The organism is Streptomyces sp. WMMC500 (assembly GCF_027497195.1).
Taxonomy (GTDB): domain Bacteria; phylum Actinomycetota; class Actinomycetes; order Streptomycetales; family Streptomycetaceae; genus Streptomyces.
Genome location: NZ_CP114905.1, coordinates 3,401,944 through 3,424,408 on the forward strand (window position 1 = coordinate 3,401,944; position 22,465 = coordinate 3,424,408).

The 22,465-nt window shown below is 72.6% G+C and carries 19 protein-coding genes; 7 read left to right on the forward strand and 12 right to left on the reverse strand.

Translation table 11 applies throughout. From position 1 onward, the window contains the following. Positions 1-57 precede the first annotated feature (57 nt). The 5 genes from O7599_RS14175 to O7599_RS14195 form a co-directional block, all read right to left on the reverse strand. Positions 58-1,293, reverse strand: a complete 1,236-nt coding sequence (locus O7599_RS14175) for an amidohydrolase (protein ID WP_281622522.1) — start codon at positions 1,291-1,293, stop codon at positions 58-60. Between the two features lie 156 nt (positions 1,294-1,449). Further along, positions 1,450-2,559: a hypothetical protein gene (locus O7599_RS14180; protein WP_281622523.1), complete on the reverse strand. Its 1,110-nt coding sequence runs from the start codon at positions 2,557-2,559 to the stop codon at positions 1,450-1,452. Beyond that, entirely contained in the window at positions 2,556-3,506 is a 951-nt protein-coding gene (locus O7599_RS14185) for an N-acetylneuraminate synthase family protein (RefSeq protein ID WP_281622524.1), read from the reverse strand. Before O7599_RS14185 ends, O7599_RS14180 begins: the two co-directional genes overlap by 4 nt. 52 nt (positions 3,507-3,558) lie before the next feature. After that, a complete protein-coding gene (locus O7599_RS14190; protein ID WP_281622525.1) occupies positions 3,559-4,905 on the reverse strand; it encodes an acylneuraminate cytidylyltransferase in 1,347 nt (448 codons plus the stop codon). Between the two features lie 85 nt (positions 4,906-4,990). Next, positions 4,991-6,328, reverse strand: a complete 1,338-nt coding sequence (locus tag O7599_RS14195; protein WP_348652609.1) for a DUF6716 putative glycosyltransferase — start codon at positions 6,326-6,328, stop codon at positions 4,991-4,993. A gap of 187 nt (positions 6,329-6,515) precedes the next feature. On the opposite strand from O7599_RS14195, the gene O7599_RS14200 reads away from it, so the two are divergent. Both O7599_RS14200 and O7599_RS14205 read left to right on the forward strand, forming a co-directional pair. Further along, complete coding sequence (locus tag O7599_RS14200; RefSeq protein WP_281622526.1) at positions 6,516-7,493, forward strand: glycosyltransferase family 2 protein; 978 nt, start codon at positions 6,516-6,518, stop codon at positions 7,491-7,493. Between the two features lie 83 nt (positions 7,494-7,576). After that, complete coding sequence (locus O7599_RS14205; protein WP_281623379.1) at positions 7,577-8,905, forward strand: polysialyltransferase family glycosyltransferase; 1,329 nt, start codon at positions 7,577-7,579, stop codon at positions 8,903-8,905. Positions 8,906-8,955: 50 nt separating this feature from the next. On the opposite strand, the gene O7599_RS14210 is transcribed toward O7599_RS14205, so the two are convergent. Then, positions 8,956-10,041: a YafY family protein gene (locus O7599_RS14210; protein WP_281622527.1), complete on the reverse strand. Its 1,086-nt coding sequence runs from the start codon at positions 10,039-10,041 to the stop codon at positions 8,956-8,958. Between the two features lie 62 nt (positions 10,042-10,103). On the opposite strand from O7599_RS14210, the gene O7599_RS14215 reads away from it, so the two are divergent. Both O7599_RS14215 and O7599_RS14220 read left to right on the forward strand, forming a co-directional pair. Further along, positions 10,104-11,618 (forward strand): MFS transporter, encoded by a 1,515-nt coding sequence (locus O7599_RS14215; RefSeq protein ID WP_281622528.1) that lies wholly within the window; start codon positions 10,104-10,106, stop codon positions 11,616-11,618. An 83-nt stretch (positions 11,619-11,701) separates the two neighbouring features. Beyond that, positions 11,702-12,550 (forward strand): formyltransferase family protein, encoded by an 849-nt coding sequence (locus tag O7599_RS14220; protein WP_281622529.1) that lies wholly within the window; start codon positions 11,702-11,704, stop codon positions 12,548-12,550. Positions 12,551-12,574: 24 nt separating this feature from the next. Here the strand turns inward: O7599_RS14220 and O7599_RS14225 are convergent, their stop codons facing one another. The 6 genes from O7599_RS14225 to O7599_RS14250 form a co-directional block, all read right to left on the reverse strand. Then, the gene (locus O7599_RS14225) at positions 12,575-14,974 is read right to left on the reverse strand and encodes a tetratricopeptide repeat protein (RefSeq protein WP_281622530.1); all 2,400 of its coding nucleotides are present in this window, start codon (positions 14,972-14,974) and stop codon (positions 12,575-12,577) included. A 2-nt stretch (positions 14,975-14,976) separates the two neighbouring features. Then, positions 14,977-15,591: a DUF6879 family protein gene (locus tag O7599_RS14230; protein ID WP_281622531.1), complete on the reverse strand. Its 615-nt coding sequence runs from the start codon at positions 15,589-15,591 to the stop codon at positions 14,977-14,979. Next, complete coding sequence (locus O7599_RS14235) at positions 15,584-15,853, reverse strand: hypothetical protein (protein WP_125936736.1); 270 nt, start codon at positions 15,851-15,853, stop codon at positions 15,584-15,586. The genes O7599_RS14230 and O7599_RS14235 overlap by 8 nt, the downstream gene beginning before the upstream one ends. A gap of 73 nt (positions 15,854-15,926) precedes the next feature. Next, positions 15,927-18,170 (reverse strand): MMPL family transporter, encoded by a 2,244-nt coding sequence (locus O7599_RS14240; protein ID WP_281622532.1) that lies wholly within the window; start codon positions 18,168-18,170, stop codon positions 15,927-15,929. Between the two features lie 162 nt (positions 18,171-18,332). Next, positions 18,333-19,793 (reverse strand): HAMP domain-containing sensor histidine kinase, encoded by a 1,461-nt coding sequence (locus O7599_RS14245; RefSeq protein ID WP_281622533.1) that lies wholly within the window; start codon positions 19,791-19,793, stop codon positions 18,333-18,335. Beyond that, complete coding sequence (locus O7599_RS14250; protein ID WP_281622534.1) at positions 19,790-20,548, reverse strand: response regulator transcription factor; 759 nt, start codon at positions 20,546-20,548, stop codon at positions 19,790-19,792. The genes O7599_RS14245 and O7599_RS14250 overlap by 4 nt, the downstream gene beginning before the upstream one ends. A gap of 164 nt (positions 20,549-20,712) precedes the next feature. Between O7599_RS14250 and O7599_RS14255 the strand changes: the two genes are divergently transcribed. The 3 genes from O7599_RS14255 (at position 20,713) to O7599_RS14265 (ending at position 22,460) form a co-directional block, all read left to right on the forward strand. Then, positions 20,713-21,546 carry a helix-turn-helix transcriptional regulator gene (locus O7599_RS14255; RefSeq protein ID WP_281623380.1) on the forward strand — a complete coding sequence of 278 codons (834 nt, stop codon included), beginning with the start codon at positions 20,713-20,715 and terminating at the stop codon, positions 21,544-21,546. After that, positions 21,543-21,800: a DUF397 domain-containing protein gene (locus tag O7599_RS14260; RefSeq protein ID WP_281622535.1), complete on the forward strand. Its 258-nt coding sequence runs from the start codon at positions 21,543-21,545 to the stop codon at positions 21,798-21,800. Before O7599_RS14255 ends, O7599_RS14260 begins: the two co-directional genes overlap by 4 nt. A 207-nt stretch (positions 21,801-22,007) precedes the next feature. Continuing rightward, positions 22,008-22,460, forward strand: a complete 453-nt coding sequence (locus tag O7599_RS14265) for a hypothetical protein (protein ID WP_281622536.1) — start codon at positions 22,008-22,010, stop codon at positions 22,458-22,460. Positions 22,461-22,465 lie beyond the last annotated feature (5 nt).

The following is a 22,465-nucleotide window of genomic DNA, read 5'->3' on the forward strand; positions in this document are numbered from 1 at the left end:
GATCCTGCAACTTCAACCGCTGTTGAGGTCTACCGACGCCGGAGGGAGGAACTCTTGTCAGTCCACCGTGCTCGCGTCCAGCAGTGCCGCCGCCGTGAAGAGTTCCACTCCCACCTGGATCGCGCCCTCGTCCACGTCGAAGTCCCCCTGGTGCAGGTCCCGCGGCAGCCCCGTCTCGCCCACTGCCCGCACGCCCAACCGCGCCAGCGCGCCCGGGACGTGCTCCAGGTACCAGGAGAAGTCCTCCCCGCCCAGGCTCTGTTCCGTCGTCTCCACCGCCTGCACGCCCCGCCGCGCCGTCATCGCGTTCGCCAGCAACGCCGTCATCGCCGGTTCGTTGACCACCGGCGGGACGCCGCGGACGTACGTGATGGCGGACTTCGCGCGGTGCATGGACGCGACCTCGTCGACCGCCGCGTGAACCAGGTCCGGGGCGCGGCGCCAGGTGTCCAGGTCGAGGCAGCGGACCGTGCCGGACAGCTCCGCGTGCTGGGGGACGACGTTGCAGGCGTGGCCGACGTGGAGGCGGCCGAAGGTGACCGCCAGGCCGGCGCGGGCGTCCACGCGGCGGCCGAGGAGGGCCGGGACGTCGGTGGCCACGCGGGCGGCCGCCGTGACCAGGTCGGTGGTCAGGTGAGGGCGCGCGGTGTGGCCGCCGGGGCCGTCGAGGGAGATCTCGAGGCGGTCGCAGGCGGACGTGATGGCGCCCTGGCGCAGGCCGATGCGGCCCACGTCCACCCGCGGGTCGCAGTGCACGCCGATGATCCGGCCCACGCCCTCCAGCACCCCGGCTTCGATCGCGTCGGTGGCGCCGCCGGGCAGCACCTCCTCGGCGGGCTGGAAGATCAGCCGTACCGGCTGCGGCAGCAGGCCCTCGCGGGCCAGGCCGGCGAGGACGATGCCCGCGCCCAGGACGACCACCGTGTGGACGTCGTGGCCGCAGGCGTGGGCGCGGTCGGGGACGGCGGAGCGGTACGGCACCGTCTTGGTGTCCGGGATCGGCAGCGCGTCGATGTCCGCGCGCAGCGCGAGCATCGGGCCGGGCGGCGGGCCGTCCGGGTCCACGCCGATGTCGCAGATCAGCCCGGTGCCCGCCGGGAGCACGCGCGGGGCGAGGCCCTCCTGCTCCAGCCGCTCCTTGAGCGCGGCGGTGGTACGGAACTCCTGGTTGCCCAGCTCCGGGTGCATGTGCAAGTCCCGCCGGAACGCGATGAGTTCGGCGTTCAGCGCCGCCGGGAGCCCTCCGGGCAGCAGCGCGTCGGGACCGGACTCGGGCTCTGCGTCACGGGACATCAGTCGGTTCACACTGTGCAGCGTACGGGGATCACCGGGGCTACCGAGAAGGGATCAACAAAATTTCAGCCCCGCGGGTGCATGACCGGCGTGCGCCGTGGGTAAACTGCGGCGCTCACGCGACCGTGCGACCACTCCCCGTAGCCCCGGGGCCTCTCACACCGACGCCGCCGGTGCCCCCGACCACCCCGTCGCCGTCGCCGGCCCCACCGGCAGCCCGTCGACCCCGCGCCGCTCCCGGGCCGCCCCCGCCACGGACGACAGGAAGCCCTGCGCCCGCGGCGACGCCGTCTCCGTCAGCCAGGTCGCGTCGACCTCGCAGACCGCCACCTTCACGCCCGTACCGGCCAGCGCCAGCGGCAGCGTGTGCACCACCGTCGACGGGAAGCTGACGATCGTGCGGCCGATGGGGCCGCGGCGGGCGATGATCTCCAGCGGCAGGTCGGGGCGGACGATCTCCAGGCCGGTGTGCAGGTGGAGCTGGTGGAGCTTGTCGGCCCGCTCCCTGCGGTGCGCGAAGTAGCGTGTGGCGCCGTACGCCTTGGTGAGCGACGCCACCGCCTCCAGGTACCGGTCGTGGTCCACCACGCCCGTCTCCACCAGAGACGTACCGACCAGGTCGGTCGCCGTGCCGACGCTCGGCGGGCCGAAGCGGGAGCGGGTCCAGGCGAACTCGTTCGCCGTCACCTTCAGCCCGGGCGGCGGGTCCACCACGGGCATCGAGGTGAACACCTCCACCTGCGTACCCGACGACGAGCCCTCCGACGGCGTCAGCCGCCGCCGCGCCGTGCTCGCGATCGGCGCGAACAGCATCGCCCGCGCCCCACCGCCGCGCCCGCTGCGGTGCCAGCGGACGAACCGCTCCCCGCGCGACAGTTGCGCCGTGAACTCCATCGTCGCCGTGCCGTCGTCCACGACGACGACCTCCCGCGCCTTGACGACGGTCAGCAGCGTCTGCACGTACCGCGAGAACGGATCGCCCAGCACCACCCGGCGGGCCCGCCGCAGCGGGCGGGCCAGGCTCGTCATGGTGCGCAGCGGCCCTGCGCCGCCGCGCGCCTCCTGCCAGCGGACTTCCAAGCCGTCGTCCATCGCCAGCTCCGCCATCCGGCGCAACTGGCCGCGCGAGAGCGGCTCGGTGGGGGGCAGCACGACCACCGTCAGAGGTATGACGGTTCCGCCCTGGTAGGCCCACTCCAGCACGTTGAGCAACTGGACCGGGCTCTCCACCAGGGCGACGGTCGTGCCGCCGGCGTCTTCGGTCATACCCCGACCGGCTCCTTCTCGGTTCCCGTCCCGTCGGCCGACTCGGCGGCCTCCGCGACGACTCCCTTGACCCGGCGCAGCTTCTTCATCGGCGCCAGCTCGCTGTCGTAGACCTTCTTCACGCCGTCGCCGAGGGACTCCTCGACCACGCGGATGTCGCGCACCAGCCGCGCCAGGCCCTGCGGCTCGACCGAGGCGGCCTGGTCCGAGCCCCACATCGCGCGGTCCAGCGTGATGTGCCGCTCGACGAAGACGGCGCCCAGGGCGACCGCGGCGAGCGAGGTCTGCAGGCCCGTCTCGTGGCCGGAGTAGCCGATCGGCACGTTCGGGAACTCGGCCTGCAGCGTGTGGATCATGCGCAGGTTGAGCTCCTCGGCCTTCGCCGGGTACGTGCTGGTGGCGTGGCAGAGCAGAATGTTGTCACTGCCCAGCACCTCCACCGCGTGCCGGATCTGCTTCGGGGTCGACATGCCGGTGGACAGCACGACCGTGCGGCCGGTGGCGCGCATGGCGCGCAGCAGCTCGTCGTCGGTCAGCGAGGCGGAGGCGACCTTGTGCGCGGGCACGTCGAACTTCTCCAGGAAGGCGACGGCCTCGGTGTCCCAGGGGGAGGCGAACCAGTGGATGCCGCGCTCCTTGCAGTGCGCGTCGATCGCCCGGTACTCCTCCTCGCCGAACTCGACGCGGTGCCGGTAGTCGATGTACGTCATCCGGCCCCAGGGCGTGTCGCGCTCGATGTCCCACTGATCGCGCGGGGTGCAGATCTCGGGCGTGCGCTTCTGGAACTTCACCGCGTCGCAGCCCGCCTCGACGGCGGCGTCGATCAGCGCCATGGCGTTGTCGAGGTCGCCGTTGTGGTTGATGCCGATCTCACCCGTGACGTACACCGGCCGGCCGGGGCCGACGACGCGGTCGCCAAAGGTGCGGAAACGCTGGGTGGAGCTCATGCAGATCTGTTCCTTACTCTCCAGGGGAGACCCTCCGCGGGGAGGGATCGGGCTACAGGGAGGGACCGAGGATCCACGAGGCGATCTCGCGGATCGCTCCGTCGCCTCCGGGGGTGGACGTCACCGCACGCGCCGCGTCCCGCACGATCGCGTGGGCGCCGGCGACCGCGACGGGCCAGCCGACGAGGCCGAAGCACGGCAGGTCGTTCACGTCGTTACCGACGTAGAGCACCCGCTCGGGCGCGATGCCCTCCTCCTCGCACCACTTCTTCAGTGCGATGTCCTTACGGTCGACCCCGTGCAGAACGGGGAGGTGAAGTTTGCGTGCCCGCGCGGCGACGACCGGGTTCTGTTCCGTGGAAAGGATGAGCAGCTTCAGCTCGGCGCGGCGCAGCGCGGCGATGCCGAGGCCGTCGCCGCGGTGGACGGCGACCAGCTCGCGGCCGTCGGCGTCGATGTAGACGCGGTCGTCGGTCTGGGTGCCGTCGAAGTCGAGGACGATGGCGTCGACGTCGCGGCGGGTGGGCAGCGAGCCCGGTCCCGGCACGTCGAGCAGGGGGGCCAGCGCGCGGGCGCGGGTCAGGTCGTCCGGCTCGTCGACCTCCAGGACGCGGGCCGCGTCGGTACGCACCGGGGCGGTGCGGCCGAAGAAGCGGTGGCGGTGCTCGCGGAAGCCGGGGGTGCGCATGGCGTACGCGGCGCCGGTCTCCAGCAGGTCCTGCGGGCGGTCCTGGCGGCGGGGGCGGTACGACTTGTCGTGGTTGACGCCGTAGCCCTGGGCGGGGGCGGCTTCGACGGCCGGGGCGACCTTCGTCGGCGCGGCCTTCGTCGGCGCGGCGCCCGTCGCCGCGGCCTTGGCCACGGCGGTCGCCTCCGCGACGGCCGGGGTCTTCGCCGCCGCGGGGGTCTCGGCGACGGCGGCGGTCTCCGCCTCGTCGGCCTCGTCCCGCCAGATGAACCCGTGGAACGGCGCCACCGTCAGGGCGCTGTCCGCGCCCTCGTCGAGCACCGCGCGGGTGACGCCGTCGATGTCGGCGCCGGTCAGGAACGGGCTCGTGCACTGCACCAGCAGCACCGCGGCCATCGTCGCGCCGGTGCGCTCCTCGTGGGTGTCCAGCGCGTGCAGCACCGCGGCCTCGCTGGAGGCGGTGTCGCCGGCGATCTCCGCGGGGCGGCGGACGACCTCGGCGCCGGCCTCGCGGGCGACGGAGGCGATGGTGTCGTCGTCGGTGGAGACCACGACGTCGGTCACCAGCTCCGCGGCGAGGCACTGCCGTACCGCGCGGGCCACCAGGGGCACACCGCCGACCCGGGCGAGGTTCTTGCCTGGGACGCCCTTGGACCCCCCGCGGGCGGGGATGACCGCGAGCACGCGGGCTGCGGACTCGGGCTGGGACATGACTGCTCCTTGCTGACGCGGGGCGGGGCGGGAAGTCACAGGGCCCCCGTGCGGCGGAGGGCGGGGCGGGAGGTCACGGCGTCGCTCACAGCGCCCCCATGCGGCGGATGAGGGGCGCGATGCGCTGCACGCCGCCCCGGTACACGGCGCGCGCGGTCTTGCGCAGCAGCGTGCGCGCCCAGCGGCGCACCGGGCCCGGCTCGGCGGTGACCGCGGCCTGCGGCAGCGGCTCGCCGGTCGGGGCGAGGCCGTGCCGGGCGAGGATGCGCGGCAGGTAGCCGCCGGCGGTCTCGGGGGTGTAGTACGGCGCCAGCGGCGGCAACTGCGGGTCGGCGACCAGGGTGGTCAGCCGGGCCCGGGCGCGGTCGAAGGCGGCGTCGTACGGCTCGGCGGAGGCCGCGCCGGGGACGCCCTGGCGGGACAGCCACACGGGGTCGGGCTTGGGCAGGTGGCCGGCGTCCAGCTCGTCCCAGGAGGCGAGGCAGCCGGAGCCGAGGAAGTGGTGGTTGCCCAGCGGCTCGCGTACGCCCAGGTCGGTCAGGACGGCGGTCGGGATGCCGCGGTGCAGCGACTCCAGCGCGGCGGTGGAACTGACGGTGACGAGCAGGTCGGTGCGGTCGAGGACCTCGCCCATGTTCCCGTAGACCAGGCTGCAGTTCTTGGGCAGTCCGCCGGGCAGCTTCTGGGCGAGCTTCTGGTACGGCGCCTCTTCGATGTGCGTCGTGTGCTCGCCCGGGCGGCTGCGCAGCTTGACGAGCACCTCGCGGTCCGGGTGCCGCTCGGCGTGCCGGACGGCGCGGCGCAGCAGGTAGAGGCGGTCCTCGCGGGTGTCGGGCACGGAGGGCTGGACGGCGAAGACGACGGTGTACGGGCGGTCGCCGCTGGCGGCGGCCGGGTCGTACGGCTCGCCGTCGAGGAAGGGCAGCGCGCACTCCACCACGCTGTTCGGCGAGGCGCCGACGCCCTCGTAGACGGCCCGGAAGCGCTCGGCGTCCTGGCGGCTGTTGGCCAGCACGATGTCGGCGCCGTTGCGCAGCAGGAGGCCGTCGGAGAGCTTTTCGTACACCACGCCGACGTAGCCGGTGACGACCGCGGGGCGGCGCCTGGCGCCCTGCCAGGCGCGGGCGAGGCCGTGCAGCATGGCCTGGACCGTGCCGCCGACGCAGGACAGGAGCACCACGTCGTAGCGGTCGGGGTCGGCGGCGGCCAGGAACTCGACGGCCGTGACCTCCTTCATCGTCTCCGCGGCCACGCCGACCTCGGCGAGCTGGCGGGCCGTGGGCGTGGCGCGGCCGTGCAGCAGATACCCGTCGAGCACCGCCTCCGGGGCCATGCGGCGAGCGGTGAGCGCGCCCCATTTCCAGCGGGTGTCCGAGTCGGCTAGAACAGCGGTGCGAAGCTGTGACGGGGGGTCGTTGAGCACGTCGCCGACGGTAGGCAGGCATTTCGCTCGGTAGCCCAACACCGGCCGTACAGATGGTTAACAACACGCCGACGAACGGCGAACCCGGTCGAGAAGGGACGGCGTTCACCATTCCGCCTCCCGGCGTTCACGCCTGCTTCGGGGTGGTGCAAGCCCGGGGGGCGGGGCGGCGCCTAGCATCGCCTGGATGCGTCAACTCTCCGTGATCGTTCCCTTCTACAACGTGCAGGACTACGCGCCCGAGACGCTCGCCTGCCTGCGCGCCAACGCGGCACCCGGCACCGAGTTCATCCTGGTCGACGACTGCTCGACGGACAGCACCGGCGAACTGCTGGAGCAGGCCGCGCGCCACCTGCCGGGCGCCGTGTACGTACGCCACGCGCACAACGGCGGCCTGGCCACCGCCCGCAACACCGGGCTCGACCGGGCCCGCGGCCGGTACGTCACCTTCCTCGACGGCGACGACTGGCTCGCCCCCGGCTACTACCGCCGGCTGGTGGCGGCCATCGCCGAGCTGGACTGCGACTTCGTCCGCACCGACCACGTGCAGTGCGCCGCCCGCGCCCGCACCATCCACCGCGTCCCGCACGGCCGCCGCGGCGTCGTCCAGGACCCGCGGTCGGCGATCCTGCCGGCGACGCACCCGACGTCGGTGGACTACGCCTACGCCTGGGCCGGCATCTACCACCGCCGGCTCCTGGACGACGGCCTGCTGCACTTCCCCGACGGGCTGCGGACGGCCGAGGACCGGCCGTGGATCTGGCGGCTGCACCGCGAGGCGCGGACGTTCGCGGTCGTCGGGCTGCTCGGCGTCTTCTACCGCCGCGGCGTTTCAAACTCCCTCACCCAGATCGGTGACGTACGCCAGCTCGACTTCCTGCGCGCCTTCGACCAGGTGGTCGAGGAGACCGCGGCGGACCGGGACGCGGAGCTGCTGCTGCCGAAGGCGGTGCGGAACTTCTGCGCGATCATCGCGCACCATCTGAACAACATCGAACGGTTCGAGAAGCCCGTGGCGCGCAGACTGCGCGAGATGAGCGCCGACGCGCTGCGCCGCATGCCGCAGCACGTACTCACGGAGGTCCTGGACGCGATGGACACGGATCGCTCGGAACTGCTGCGCCGGCTGCACCGCAGGGGCGTGCCGGCGGGGGTGTCCGCCTGATGGCCGCCTCATCCGGCGCCCCGGCGTCCTCGTACGCGCCGCAGCAGATCCGCTACGCCCCCGGCCGGCACACCCAGGTCTTCATGGCCTCCACCCTCTACGGCACCGCGACCCTCGCCGCCGCCCTGGACGCCGGCCTCTTCCCCGCCGCGGACCGCCGCATCCTGCTGCTCACCAACAACGCCGCGAACCCGGAGACCACCCCGGCCGTCGACGCCATGGCCGGCTTCGCGCAACTGCGCTCCCGCTTCGACGACGTACAGGACTGGAACCACGCCATCCGCCCGCTGCACCCCTCTTCCTGGGAGCCGCGCACCGAGGACGTGCCCCTGTGGGAGCGGCACCTGCGGCTGCTGTGGGGCCTGGGCGACGACCGGCTCACGCTCGTCGTGGAGTCGATCCAGGTCAGCCCCGCGCGGGCGCTCGTCCAGCTCTTCCCCGACGCGGCCCTGCACGTCTACGCCGACGGCCTGATGAGCTACGGCCCCACCCGCAACAAGCTCTCCTCCTTTGTCGGCACGCGCGTCGAGCGGCTGCTCCACCCCGACCTGCTGCCGGGCGTACGGCCCATGCTGCTCACGGAGTTCGGCGTCCCGTCGGAGATCGTGCCGACGGAGGAGCTGAAGAAGGTGCTGGCCGAACTGTCGGCCCCCACCGACCTCGAACTTCCCGCCGAAGGGTCCTCGCCCGCACTCCTCCTGGGCCAGTACCTGTCGGCGCTGAAGATCCTCACGGCGGAGGAGGAAGAGGAACTGCACGTACGGATGCTGCGCGGGGCGGCCGGACTGGGCCACCGCAGCGTGGTGTTCAAGCCGCACCCGATGGCGCCGGCCCGGGTCTCCCGGCTGCTGGAGGAGGAGGCGGGCAGCCTCGGCGTGTCGCTGACGGTGCTCGACTCCCCGGTGCTGGCGGAGGTGCTGTACGAGCGGCTGCGCCCGGCGCTGGTGGCCGGCGCGTTCTCCACGGCGCTGATGACGGCGTCGACGCTGTACGGGCTGCCGGTGGCGAGAATCGGGACCGACACGCTGCTGGACCGGCTGACCCCGTACGAGAACAGCAACCGCGTCCCCGTCACGATCGCCGACGTGCTGCTGCCGTCGCTGGACGACCCGGAGGCGGTGCGCGGCTGGCGGGCGCCGACGGCGGCGGAGGCGCAGGCGAAGCTCGGCGGGCTGCTGACGGCGGTGGGCTTCACCATGCAGCCGCGGATCTACGCGCGGCGGCGCCCCGAGGTCGAGCAGTGGCTGGCGGCGGAGCTGGACGCGGACACGTGGCGGTACTTCAAGCGGCGCCGGCTGACGGTGGAAGGGCTGCCGGGCGGGGTGCCGAAGCGGCTGGCGTTCGTACCGCGCAGCCCGGCGGTGCGGAGGGTGGCGCGGCGGGCGCGGGCGCTGAAGCGCCGGCTGCGGTGACGCGGGGGCGGCGGAGCGCACAACGGCGCGGCGCCGCCCCTGTCTACCCCCTACTCCGGCAACTCCCCCTTCTCTCCCGCCTCGTCAGATGCCGACGACGCGGCGGCGTCTGACGCATCCGCCGTGTCCGCGGCGTCCGCCGTGTCCGCCGTGTCCGCCGTGTCCGCCGTGTCCGCCGCCTCCGCGGCGCGCGACGCGCGGCCCGCGAGGTCCCGCAGGTACGCCGCCAGCTCCGGCGGCTCGTGCACCTCGAACTCGCAGCCCAGCGCGGTCAGCCGCAGCGCCAGCCAGTCCAGCGCGTCCGCCTCCGTGACGAACTCGCACGTCCCCTCGTCCACCCGCTCCAGACCCGCCGCCGCGTCGCCGAGCCGGCGCGCCAGGTCCTTGTACGGCGCGTGCAGCGTCGCGCGGGCGCGGTAGCGGGGCCGGTCCCCGCCCATCCGGGCCTCGACGAACGCCGCCACGTCCGCCGCCGGCAGCTCGCGGCGCGGCGGGCGGACGCCGGTGGCGAAGGGACGGGTGATGCGGTCGACGCGGAACAGCCGCCAGTCGTCACGGTCGTTGTCGTACGCGACGAAGTACCACCGCCGGCCCGCCGAGACCAGCCCGTGCGGCTCCACGAGCCGCTTCGTCTCGGTGCCGTCCGCCGCGCGGTAGCCGAAGCGCAGCCGCTCACCGCCCGCCACGCCGGCGGCCAGCGCCGTCAGCACCTCGGCGTCGACCTGCGGGCCCTGCCAGCGGGTCAGCGGGGTGGTGGCGGTGCCGAGCGACGTGACGCGCCGCCGCAGCCGCGACGGCAGCACCTGCTCCAGCTTCGCCAGCGCCCGTACGGACGCCTCCGCAAGACCCGCGACCGTATGGCCCGCGGAGCTGCGCAGGCCGACGGCGATGGCGACGGCCTCGTCGTCCTCAAGGAGCAGCGGGGGCATGGCCTTTCCCGCGACGAGGCGGTAGCCGCCGAGGGTGCCGCGGGTGGACTCGACCGGGTAGCCGAGGTCGCGCAGCCGCTCGACGTCGCGGCGGACCGTGCGGTCGCTGACGCCGAGGCGGTCGGCCAGCTCGCCGCCGGGCCATTCGCGGGGCGTCTGGAGGAGGGAGAGCAGTTGCAGAAGCCTCTTGGGAGTGTCGGTCGTCATGTTTTCCAGACTGCCTTCTCTTTAGGACATGACCTGTCCTATAGGGCTTCTAGGTTACCCCCATGACCTTCCAGAACGCCTCTGTGGCAGGACCGGACCGGCGCCGGTGGATCGCGCTCGCCGTCGTACTGACGGCCTCCTTCATGGACCTCGTCGACGCGACGATCGTCAACATCGCCATTCCGAGCATCCAGGAGGACACCGGCGCCTCCTTCAGCGCGATCCAGTGGATCACCGCGGGCTACGCGCTCGCCTTCGCCGTCGGCCTCATCACCGGCGGCCGTCTCGGCGACATCTACGGCCGCAAGCGGGTCTTCCTGCTCGGCATGGGCGGCTTCACCGTCGCCTCGCTGCTGTGCGGCGTCGCCGCCGACCCGGCGATGCTCGTGGGCTCGCGGGTGCTGCAGGGCGCGATGGCGGCGCTGATGGTCCCGCAGGTGCTGAGCATCATCCACGTCACGTTCCCCGCGGAGGAACGCGGCAAGGTCTTCGGGATGTTCGGCGCGGTCGCCGGGCTCGGCGCGGTGTCCGGCCCGATGATCGGCGCGCTGCTCACCGAGTGGGACCTGTTCGGCCTCGCCTGGCGGCCCATCTTCCTCATCAACCTGCCGGTCGGCATCGCCGGCCTCATCCTGGGCCGCCGCTTCATCAGCGAGTCGACGGCACCCGACGCGCTGCGCCTGGACCTGCGCGGGGTGCTGCTGGCCACCACGGGGCTGCTGATGCTGCTGTACCCGATCACCATGGGCCACGAGAACGACTGGCCGGCGTGGGGCTTCGTCTCGATGGCCGCGAGCCTGCCGGTGTTCGCCGCCTTCGTCGCGTACCAGCGGCGCAAGCGGCGCATGGACGGGTCGCCGCTCGTCGAGCTGTCGCTGTTCCGGGTCAAGAGCTTCGCCGCGGGCATCGGGGTCCAGCTCGCCTTCAGCACGGGGCTGGGGATCTTCTTCCTGGTGTGGACGCTGTACATGCAGCTCGGGCTCGGCTGGAGCGCCCTGCACGCGGGCCTGACGGGAATCCCGTTCTCGCTCGCCTGCTCGGTGGCCGCGGGAATGTCGGTGCAGGCGCTGACCCCGCGGTTCGGGCGGAAGGTGCTGCACGGGGGCGCGGTGACGATGATGGCGGGAGCGCTGCTGTACCTGGCGGCCTCCGACCGGTACGGCACGGAGATCGCGACCTGGCAGATGGCGCTGCCGCTGGCCCTGCTGGGCGCGGGCATGGGCCTGATCTTCGCCCCACTGACGAACGCGGTCCTCTCCGGCGTCCCGCGACAGCACGCGGGCTCGGCGTCCGGGCTGATCAACACGACGAACCAGTTGGGGATGGCGCTCGGTCTGGGGCTGGTGTCGGTGGTGTTCTTCGGCGCGATGGACGAGCCGACGGGGCCGCGGGAGGTCGGCCCGGCGTTCGCGGGGGCGTTCGAGAACGCGATGTGGTGGGTGATCGCGATCCTGGGCGTGGTCTACGCGCTGCTGTTCGCCCTCCCGAAGCGCAACCCGGCGGAGCCGGAGCCGGGCCCGGAGGCTGGTCCGGAGCCGGTGGCGGACGGGGAGCCGAAGGAACTCGTCGGCGTCTGAGGCCGGTCGAGCCACGGAACGGGGTGCGGTCCCAAGGGACGGCACCCCGTTCCGCGTGCGGGCTCCGTCGTTATGCTGGCCCGGTGACCGTTGCCATGCGTATCGGCTTGATCTCGTTCGGTGTCCGGGAGTTCGCCACCCTGCACGAGGTCTGCGCGGAAGCCGGCCACACCCCCGTCGTCTACGCCTACTCCCGTTCCATGCGCCCGAGATCGGCGACCGACCCGGCCGCCGCCGCTGCCGCGGGGCGGATCACAGCCGCGCTGCCCGCGGGCGTGGATCTGCTGTTACCGGGCAGCTCCGAAGGGCTGGGGACGGCACTTGGCGGATACGGTCTCGATCTCCTGGTCTGCTTCGGCTTCTCGTGGCGGCTGCCCCCGGCCGTTCTCGCGATTCCGCGCCACGGCGTCGTCAACCTCCACTGTTCGATGCTGCCCGAGTACCGCGGACCGGCACCCGTGCTGTGGGCGATCCGCAACGGCGACCCGATGCTCGGCGTCACGGCGCACCGCATGAACGAGGAGTTCGACGCCGGTCCCGTCCTCGCCCAGGAGCGCTCGGTCCCCCTCCCGGACGACGCGACACCCGATGCTCTCTGGCCCGGGCTCGCGGCGTCGCTCCGGCGTGTGCTGGCCGCGGCACTGGAGCAGGCGACGGACCCGTCCGCCGGTGCGCCGCAGTCCGCCCGCGAAGCGACCTACGCGGGGCTCATGGAGGAGGCGTTCTCCGTCGTCGACACCGCGCGCACGTCGCGGGAGGTGCACAACCAAGTACGCGCCCACCGGTACATCGGCCCGGGCCGGGGCCCGGTCGCGACCGTCGCAGGGCAGCGCGTGAAGGTGTTACGGACCAGCCTCACGCCCGTCGACGGGCCGCACCTGGACTGCGCGGACGGGCCCGTGTGGATCGCCGAGTCCGCACCCGCGGAATAGCGCCGAACGGAGGGAGCAGGTCCCTCAGGAGGCGGCGAGTCGCGCAGCCGCCCGCGCCGCCAGTTCCCTCGCCCCGGGATCGTCGAACCGGCCCAACTCGCCCGCCGCTTCCTCCCAGACCGTACGAGCCGGCAGCCCCGCCCGATCCAGCACGTCGGCCAGGTTCACCAGGGCCCGGGCAAGCGGCCAGTGGGCGTCGGCCGCGCGATACCGCTCGATGGCGCCGCGGTGGAGACCGGCTGCCTCGTCCAGCCGGCCGAGCGCCCCGCACGCCTCGCCCGCGATGTCCAGCGCGGCGGCCTCGCGGGCGGTGTCGCCCAGGCGTTGTTGCACCGCCGCCGACTCGCGGGCCAGCCGCAGGGCGTCCGCCGCGCGCCCGCGCGCAAGCTCGACGCGGGCCGACTCGGCCAGCCAGTGCCCCTGCCAGAGCCGGTTGTCCTCCGCCGCTGCCAGGGACAGCGCTTCGGCGATGGCGCGCCCGGCCGCCTCGGGGTCCCCGGCTTCCCGCCGGGCCCGGCTGAGCAGCCACAGCGCGTTGCCCACCCCGAAGTGGTCGTCGAGGTCCCGGAATTCGGCCAGCACCTGCTCGACGACCTCGCAGGCTTCGCGGGCGCGGCCGGCGTCGCACAGGGTCTCCGCGAGATTGGTGCGCACCAGGGCCGCCCAGCGCCGTTCGCCGAGACCTCGGAACATCTCGGCGGCTTCGCTGAAGCGGAGTTCGGCTTCGTCAGGGCGGCGGCGTCGGAGGCCGAGAAGACCGAGGGCGTTGGTGGACACCGCCGTGCCGCGGATGTCGCCGAGCCGTCGCCGGATGGCCAGCGCGCCCCGGTGGCACTCCTCGGCCTCATCCAGCCGCAGCCGCTGGAATGCGGCCTTGCCCAGATTCTCCAGCGCCTCCGCCTCTCCGGCCTCCTCCCCCGACGCGCGGGCGGCGTCGACGGCGATCCGGGCGGTGACCTCCCACTCGTCGAAGGCGTTCTGATGCATGTAGATCGCCCGCAGCACCACCGCAAGGCGCCAGGCGATGCCGAACAGACCGGCGTCGGCGGCGGCGCGGGTGGCGGTGACAAGGTTCGCGGACTCCGTCCGGTACCAGCGGAACGCCGCGTCGTAGTCGTCGAAGGCGGGCGTGGGAGCCGGGGCCGGGACGTGGTCGTCGAGGGGCCAGCGGTCGTAGGGCGCGAGGGCCCGCTGCGCCGCGTCCGCGGCGTGGAGGTACCAGGCGACGCAGCGCGAGAGAACCGCGGTCCGGTCGTTCTCGTTCTCCTCCCGGCGCACCAGTTCGGCCGCATACGCGCGCACCAGGTCGTGGAACTCGTAGCGCCCGCCCGGGCGTCGTTGCAGCAGATGGGCGCGCGTCAGGGTCTCCAGCATCGGTTGTAGGCGCGCGGGTTCCAGGCCCGCCAGGCCGGCCGCGGCCGGCAGCCCGAACTCGCTGCCCGGGTGCAGGCCGAGCAGTCTGAACAACCGGGCCGCGGACGGGGGCAGCGCCCGATAGGACCACTCGAACACGCTGCGCATGGCGTCGGTTCCTTCCTCGTTCCCTTCTCCGGGGTCGGCGGTGAGCACGGTCCACCGCGCCGATTCGTCGCGTAACTCGTCGATCAGCTCACGTAACGCGATCGCCGGCCGGCCGGCCGCGCGTTCCGCCGCGATACGGAGAGCGAGCGGAAGTCCGCCGCACATCCCCGCCAGTTCGGTGAGGTCGGCGCCCGGGTCGCCGGTCCGCTCGTCGGCTGTGGTGACCCGCAGCAGGGCGACGGCGTCGTCCGCCGGGAACGTCGGCACCCGTATGCGTATCGCGTCACTGTGGGTCACCAGGCCGGTGAGGTCATCGCGGCTGGTGATGAGCACGAGCGACGCCGCGGTGCCGGGGAGCAGGGGCCGCACCTGTGCGCTGTGGGCGGCGTTGTCGAGGAAGATGAGCATGCGGCGGTCGGCCACCAGCGAACGGAACAGGGTCTCGCGCCGCTCGCGTACCGCCGGCACCTGCGCGGCGGGAACGCCCAGGTCCTCCAGGAAGTGACCGAGAATCCGCTCCGGGGCCGCCGGAGCGCCGGCGGCGTAGCCGCAGAGGTCGGCGTACAGCTCCCCGCCGGGGAAGTGGCCCTGGGCGGCGTGCGCCCAGTGCAGGGCGAGCGACGTCTTGCCGACGCCACCGGTACCGGTGAGCGCCGCCACGCGCGACGTACGCGGCCGGGCCGTGTCCTCGGCGAGGAGGGTGTCCAGCCTGGCCAGTTCCCGGGACCGGTTGACGAAGTGCCCGACGCCGCCGCGTAGTTGACGAGGGACGACGGCCGGTGTCACCTGCGCGTGGTGATGCAGGTGCAGCCCGCCGCGGATGTCGCGGGCCTGCACGACGGCGTGGGCGACGGCCTCTCCCCCGACCTGGTTGACGTGCTCCGGCGCGTCCCCACCGCCCATCGCTACGTCTGGGCGGACGGAGGCGGCAGGTGTGCCACGTGCCCGTCGAACCAGTCGAGCAGGGGCTCCCCCGCCCGGTAGAGCTCCTCGATGAAGCTCTGGCAGCGCAGGACGAGGTCACGGTCGACGTACTTCCGCGCGGCTTCGAGGACGCCCTGCTCGTCGTACACGGCCTCGTACATCACGTGGGAGCCGAGGGTGTAGATCTCCGGCAGCGGGCCGTCGGACTCGTACTGGACGACTTTGTCCGCGTCGATGACGTGGATGCGTCCGCCGCTTTCTGCACGTACCCGCAGGGCGTGTAACTCCCACTGCATGTACGGGCTCAGCGGCTCCTCCACCACCCGGATCCGCCGGGAGATGAAGCCGTGCTGACGCCCTTTCTGGTGATACTGCGTCAGTTTCTCCCGGCCTGCTTCCAGCAATTGCAGGGATTCCTGCCAGTCACCGCGGGCGAAGGCCTCCCAACTGTCGTAGCCGGGTTCCTTGAACGTCTGCTGCCGCTCCAGCTTCCAGAACCCCAGGTCGGCGCTGCGCCAGTAGTTCGTCTCGAAGTCGGCGTAGTACGGGGCGAGAGGCATCCGCTCGCTTGTCGCGCCGTCCAGGAGGCTACTCATCCGGGATGTCCGTCTTCGCCGCGATGACCGTCGCCCGGGGGATGACGACCAGGCGCTCACCAGGATCGACACTGACCCCTTCGGGTAACCGTCCTTGGTAGTCGGCGGTCAGATCGCTGCCGATGACGGCGACATCCCCGTTGTCCAGCTCCCACACGTCCGGGCAACTGGCGTCACCAGAGGTCTGACCGAGTTCGTGCGACGACTTCCCTAACCGCCGTGCGAACGCCGCCGCCGGGTCGGCTTCCCACTTCGTGTCCATGTCCCTCCAAGCGAGAAAAGACGCGCGACGAGGGTACCACCGAAAGGACCCGTTCGACTACTCTAAGTAATCATCATGGGTGCCCTGCGGTCTTCGCCAACTCCTGCTGCCGAGGGTCGTCTTCCGCGCCGGCCGCCGTGTCCTCCCGGGGTTCCACCGCCAGGTGGGGGAGGCGGCGGTCCAGCCAGGTGGGGAGCCACCAGTTGGCGGGGCCGATGAGGTGCATCAGGGCGGGGACCAGCATCGTGCGGATGACGAAGGCGTCCAGGGCCACCGCGCCCGCCAGGCCGATGCCCGCCATCACGCCGTCCAGGTCGCCGCTCAGGACGAACGCGCTGAAGACGCAGATCATGATGAGCGCCGCCGCGTTGATGACCCGGCTGGACTCCGCCAGGCCCACGCGGACCGCGCGGGCGTTGTCGCGGTGGTGGACCCACTCCTCGTGCATGCGGCTGACCAGGAAGACCTGGTAGTCCATCGACAGGCCGAAGAGCATCGCCAGCATGACCACCGGGAGGAACGCGGTGATCGGGACCTCCCGGCCGAGGCCGAACAGGTCGCTGCCCCAGCCCCACTGGAAGAGGGCGACCAGGGCGCCGAACGCCGCCGCCGCGGCGAGGAGGTTCATCACCGCCGCCGTCAGCGGCACCACCACCGAGCGGAACGCGACCAGTAGGAGGACGAAGCCCAGCGCCACGATGATGCCGACGAAGAGCGGCAGCTTGCCGGTGATGACGGACGCGAAGTCCTTGTTGATCGCCGTGACGCCGCCGACGTGGACGTCGAGCGAGGTGCCCGCCTCCGCCGCCGGGATGACGTCGTCGCGCAGGCGGTCGATGAGCTGGTCGGTCGCCTCGTCCTGCGGTGCGCTGTCCGGGATGACCCGTACCACCGCGATCCGGCCGTCGGGGGCGGGGGCGGGAGTATCGACGCCGGCCACGCCCTCGGTTTCCGCCACCTGCGTGACGAGTGCGGTGAGTGCCCGGGTGTCCGCCGGCTCCGGGGTTTCCGCGACGAGTTGGAGCGGGCCGTTGAAGCCGGGGCCGAAGCCTTCGGCGAGGAGGTCGTACGCCTTGCGCGTGGTCCTGGACTCCTGGTGGTTGCCCTGGTCGGTGGTGCCGAGGCGGAGGGAGAGCAGCGGGAGCGAGACGATCGCGATGAGGGCGACCGCGATGCCTGCCAGGAGGCGCGGCCTGCGCTGTACGAGCAGCGACCAGCGCACGGCCCGGCCGGCGGCCTCCCCCGCCGGCTCCCCCGGCGTCGCTTCGCGCTCCGGGCCCCGCTCCGCGAGGGCGCGGCGCTGGCGGCGGCTGAGTACCCGGGTCTGCAGGATCCCCAGCAGCGCCGGCAGCAGGGTCACGGACGCCGCGACGCCCAGCAGCACCGTGAGCGACGCCGCGATCGCCACCCCGTTCAGGAAGCTGATGCCCAGCGCGAGCATGCCGAGCAGCGCCACGCACACCGTCCCGCCGGCGAACAGCACGGCGCGCCCGGCGGTGTCGAGGGCCCGTACCGCGGAGTCATCCACCGCCATGCCGCGGCGCAGCCCGGTGCGGTGCCGGGTGACGATGAACAGCGCGTAGTCGATGGAGACGCCGAGGCCGATGAGGCTGCCGAGGAGGGTGGTGGCTTCGGCGAAGTCGGTGGTGTGGCTGAGCAGCGTGACGGTCATCAGGCCCGTACCGATGCCGAAGACGGCGCACACGATGGGCAGCAGCATCGCGAACAGCGACCCGAACGCGATCGACAGGATGACCGCCGCCGCGACGATGCCCGTCACCTCCGCGAGCCCGCCGGGCGCGCCCTGCACCGCCTGGATCGCCTCGCCACCCAGCTCGACCTGGAGCCCTTCGACGTCGCCGGCCGCGGCCTGCACGGTGTCGATGACCTCCTCGACGTTCTCCTTCTCCAGGTTCATGGCCTGCTCGGTGAACGTCACCTGCGCGTACGCGATCCTGCCGTCCCCGCTGATCTGCCGCTCGCCCTCCGGCGCGTACGGGCCGACGACCTGCCCGACCTGCGGCACGTCGGCGATGCCCGCCAGCGCCTCGGTCATCCGCTCGCGGATCTGCGGGTCCCGTACCGAGGCGCCGTCCGGGACCCGCCAGACCACGCTGTCGGTGTCGCCGGAGGTTTGGGGGAAGGATGCGCGCAGTAGATCGACCGCCTCGGCGGACTCCGTGCCGGGCAGCTCGAAGTCGTTGGCCCAGCGGCTGCCCGCCGCCTGCGCGGCCACGGCGGTGCCGGCCAGGGCGCACACCCACAGCAGCAGGACGACGAAGCGGTGGCGGAAACAGAATCGGGCCAGTGCGGCCACGGCGGGGCTCCTCGGCTCGGCGACGGGTGGCGCGTGGTCTGCAGCGCGTGGCCTGCAGCGCGTGGCCTTCGGCCCGTGCTACGGCACGTCGTTCCACGCGTGCTTCAGCGTCGCCGCGGTCGCCGGGGCGTACCCAGGGCCCTCAGGGATCCCGCAGGGGCTTCACACGGAACTCTCAACTCGCGCGTCGGCCGGCGGCAGCCGGATGGTGACCGCCATGCCCGCGCCCGGCGCGGTGTCGAGCGCCACCTCCCCTTCGTGCGCCTCGACCACCGCCCGCACGATCGACATCCCCAGGCCGCTGCCGCCGGCGACCCGCGCGCGGCCGGGGTCGGCGCGGAAGAACCGGTCGAAGATGCGCGCCGCGTCCTCCGGCCGCATGCCGGGGCCGGTGTCGGCGATCCGCAGAACGGTGACGTCGTCCCCGGGGACGACGGACAGGGTGCAGGCGGCGTCTTCGGGGGTGTGGGTGCGTACGTTGGCGAGGAGGTTGCCGAGGACCTGGCGCAGTTGGGCCTCGTCGCCGACGACGACCGCGGGCGCCGCGGCGTCGGCCGTCACCGGGCGGTGCGGCTGCTGCGCGCGCAGGTCGGCGGCGGCGTCGCGGACGAGGGCGGCGAGGTCGACGGGGGCGCGGTCGCGGGCGGGGTGCTGGTCGAGGCGGGCGAGGGCGAGGAGTTCGTCCACGAGGCGGCTCATCCGCTCGGCCTCGGCGCCGACCCGGGTCAGCGCGCGTTCGGCCTCGTCGTCGTCGAGGATGCCCTTGTCGTAGAGCTGGAGGTAGCCGAGTACGGTCGCCAGCGGGGTGCGCAGCTCGTGGGAGGCGTCGGCGAGGAACTGCCGCTGCCGCGCGGCGGCTTCCTCCCGGCTGGCCATGGCGGTCTCCACCTGCTGCAGCATCGCGTTGAGCGCGTCGCGCAACTGCTCGACCTCGCTGCCGCCGGGCGGCGAGGTGTCGACGCGGCGCGACAGGTCGCCCTCGGAGATCGCCGACGCGGTCTCGACCATGTCCTCCAGGGGACGCAGCCGGCGGCGGGCGGCATGCGAGGAGACGACGGCGAGGAGCAGCAGGAGCACGGCGCCGAAGACGGCTTCCATGACGAGGAGTTTGCGTACGGCATTGCGCACGCCGTCGTAGCGGGTGGTGGCTATGGCGTACGTACCGTCGTCGAGACGGGCGACGCCGGCCCGGTAGTGGTTGCCGCCGGCCGCGATGCTGGTGATCTCGCCGGAGTCGGCGAGCGCGCGGGGATCGCCGACGGCCTCGGCGATGGCGCGGGAGAGCCGCAGCTTGTCGCCACCGAAGAGCGCGCAGGTGGGCTGGAGTTCGCCGGCGGCGTCGAGAAGGACGAACGGCTCGTCCTTGGCGGACCCGGCGATGCCCTTGTCATTGGAGGCGCCGTACGCGTCGGCAAGCTCGCACACCCGCTCCAGGGCGGCGGCGCTGAGCGGGCCGGCGACGAGGGTCTCGCGGCTCTGCCGCACGGTGGTGTCGACTTCGCCGACGAGGAGGGTGTACGTACCGAAGAGGCTGGCGCAGGCGGCGGCGACGAGGCCGACGGCGAGGATGACGACGTTGGTGACGGAGAGCCGGTTGCTGAGGGAACGGGGGAACCGCTTCACGGCGGCGGCCCGGCGGGGTCGTGTGCCTGGATGGCGGCTTCTGCTGGTCCTACGGGGCGGAGGCCGTAGCCGACGCCGCGGCGGGTCTCTATGAGCGGCGGGCCGAGAGGGTCGAGCTTGCGCCGCAGGTAACTGATGTACGTCTCGACCACGGTGGACTCCACCGCCGTGTCGAACTGCCAGACGCTGCGCAGCAACTGCTCCTTGGTGAGGATGCGGCCGGCGTTGCGCATCAGGTGCCGCAGCAGGTTGTACTCGGTCGGCGTCAGCTCCACGGGCGCACCCCCGCGCCGCACGGTGAACGTCGCCTCGTCCAGCTCCACGTCCCCGTGCCGCAACACCCCGCCCGCGGCCGGAGTGCCCCGCGTCCGGCGCAGGACGGCGCGTACGCGGGCGACGACCTCGTCCACGCTGAACGGCTTGGTGATGTAGTCGTCCCCGCCGAGCGCGAGCCCGCCGAGCACGTCGGCGGGCGCGTCCCGGGCAGTGAGGAAGATGACGGCGGGCTGGTCCCCGTACGCCCGCAGCTCCCGGCAGACCTGCCAGCCGCTGCCGTCGGGGAGCATGACGTCGAGGAGGACGAGGTCGGGGGCGTGGGCACGGACGAGTTCGAGGGCCCGCCGGGCGGTGGGCGCGGCGTGCACGGCGAAGCCGTGAAAGCGCAGGGTGATTTGCAGGATGTCGGCGATCCCGGGATCGTCCTCGACCACGAGAACGGACTCCCCCACCGCACTTCGCTCCGCCGCGCTGCCCATGGCCCCAGTATCGGGGCGGGGGTTGGAGCAGGGGTGGGGGGTGACTTTGCGAGTTCCCTGTGAGAAGCGGCGCCGCGTACAACCTGTATGCGTACATACACGGAGAGTGGACAGTACTCGTCACCTTCCGTGAACATGGTCCTACGCAACGGGAGGTGGCGGAGATGGTCGTGGGTACGGGTGGTGCGGGTGAGCCGGAGGCGTCGGACAGCATGAGGACCTTCGGCGCGATGGTCCAAGCGCTGCGGGAGCACGCGGGGTTGAGCCGGGAGCAGCTCGGGGAGCATGTGCGGTACTCGAAGCACATGGTGGCGTCGGTCGAGATCGGCCGCCGCCTGCCGCCGCCGGACTTCGTGGAGCGGGCCGATCCGGTGCTGGGGGACACGGGGGTGCTGCGGAAGTCGGTGCCGCACGTGGTGCGGCGGCCGGGGCTGGCGCGGTGGTTCCGGGAGTGGGCGCGGTTGGAGGCGGAGGCGATCGCGCTGTACACGTACGAGTGCCGGGTGATCCCCGGGCTGTTGCAGTCAGAGGCCTACGCGCGGACGCTGTTCGGGCACCGGCTGCCACCGCTGGACGACGAGGAGATCGAGGCCCAGTGGTCGGCACGGGCGCAGCGACAGCGGTTACTCGTCGAACGGGCGCACACGGCGTTCAGCTTCGTGGTGGAGGAGCACCAGTTCGTGCGGCGGATGGGCGGCGATGAGGTGACGCGGGGCCTGATCGACCATGTGCTGGAGATGGCCGAGCTGCGGAACGTGGAAGTGCAGATCATGCCGCTGGTACGGGATACACATGCGGGGACGGACGGTCCCACGCAGCTACTGGAGACGCCGGAGAACCGGTGGTACGCCTACAACGAGGGCCAGGAGAGCGGTCAGTTGATCTCCGACCCAAAAGTGGTCAGCGTGCTCCAGCGGCGCTATGCCAGGATGTGCGCACAGGCTCTCAGCCCCGAGGATTCCGCGAGCCTGCTGCAACGGATGCGAGGAGCCTTATGAGCACTTCCAACCTGGCCTGGTACAAGTCCAGCTACAGCAGCGGCAGTTCGGGCGACTGCGTCGAGGTCGCCGTCTCCTGGCACAAGTCCAGCTACAGCGGCAGCGAATCCGGCGACTGTGTCGAGGTCGCGACCTGCCCCGAGGCCGTCCACGTCCGCGACTCCAAGGACAAGACCGGCCCCCACCTCACCTTCACCCCCGACGCCTGGGCCGCCTTCGTCGCCTACGCCCGCGACGCAGCCGACCCTGCCTAAGGGCTGCCCCGTAGTCGGAAGGCCGACTGAAGCCGGAGCGTTCGGCCTCGGCCCCCACCTCGATGAACCGCCCCAGCAGCGCCAGCCGTTCCCCGCGCCGGTGCCGGACGCAGCCGATTGACCGACATTGACCGGGGCGCACGACGGCCCGGTGGCCGGCTGCCAGGATCCTCCCAGCCGGGGGTCCACCCGGCATGGGGAGGAAAGATGAAAGCGATCAGAAGTGTCGGCATCGTCGTGGGCGCTCTCGCGATGAGCCTGGCCGCGGCGGCTGGAACGACGGTCCACGCCCAAAGCCCGGCATCCGCGTCGGTCACCGCGGCACCTGCTGCTCCCGCCGCCTACCCGACCACCCCTGTCGATGTCACGTACGGGGCCACTTACGTCCGTGGCACTCTGACCTGGTACTACAGGTCGGTCGGCTTCACGGGGACGTGGCGGGCCATCCCCAGCAGCGGCTGCCGAAGGGTGTGGATTGGGACATACGACTCCGATGGCAGCCTGATGGGCGCCAGGAGCACCAGCACCCTGTGCGACGGGGTGAAGCCCGTCAATTTGACGATCCCGGCTGATGCACCTGGTGGGGCCACCACGGTCCGGGTCTGTCTTGACGACGGGAATGCCGCCCCGCTCAAGTGCTCGCTGTACGGCCATCCCTGATCAGC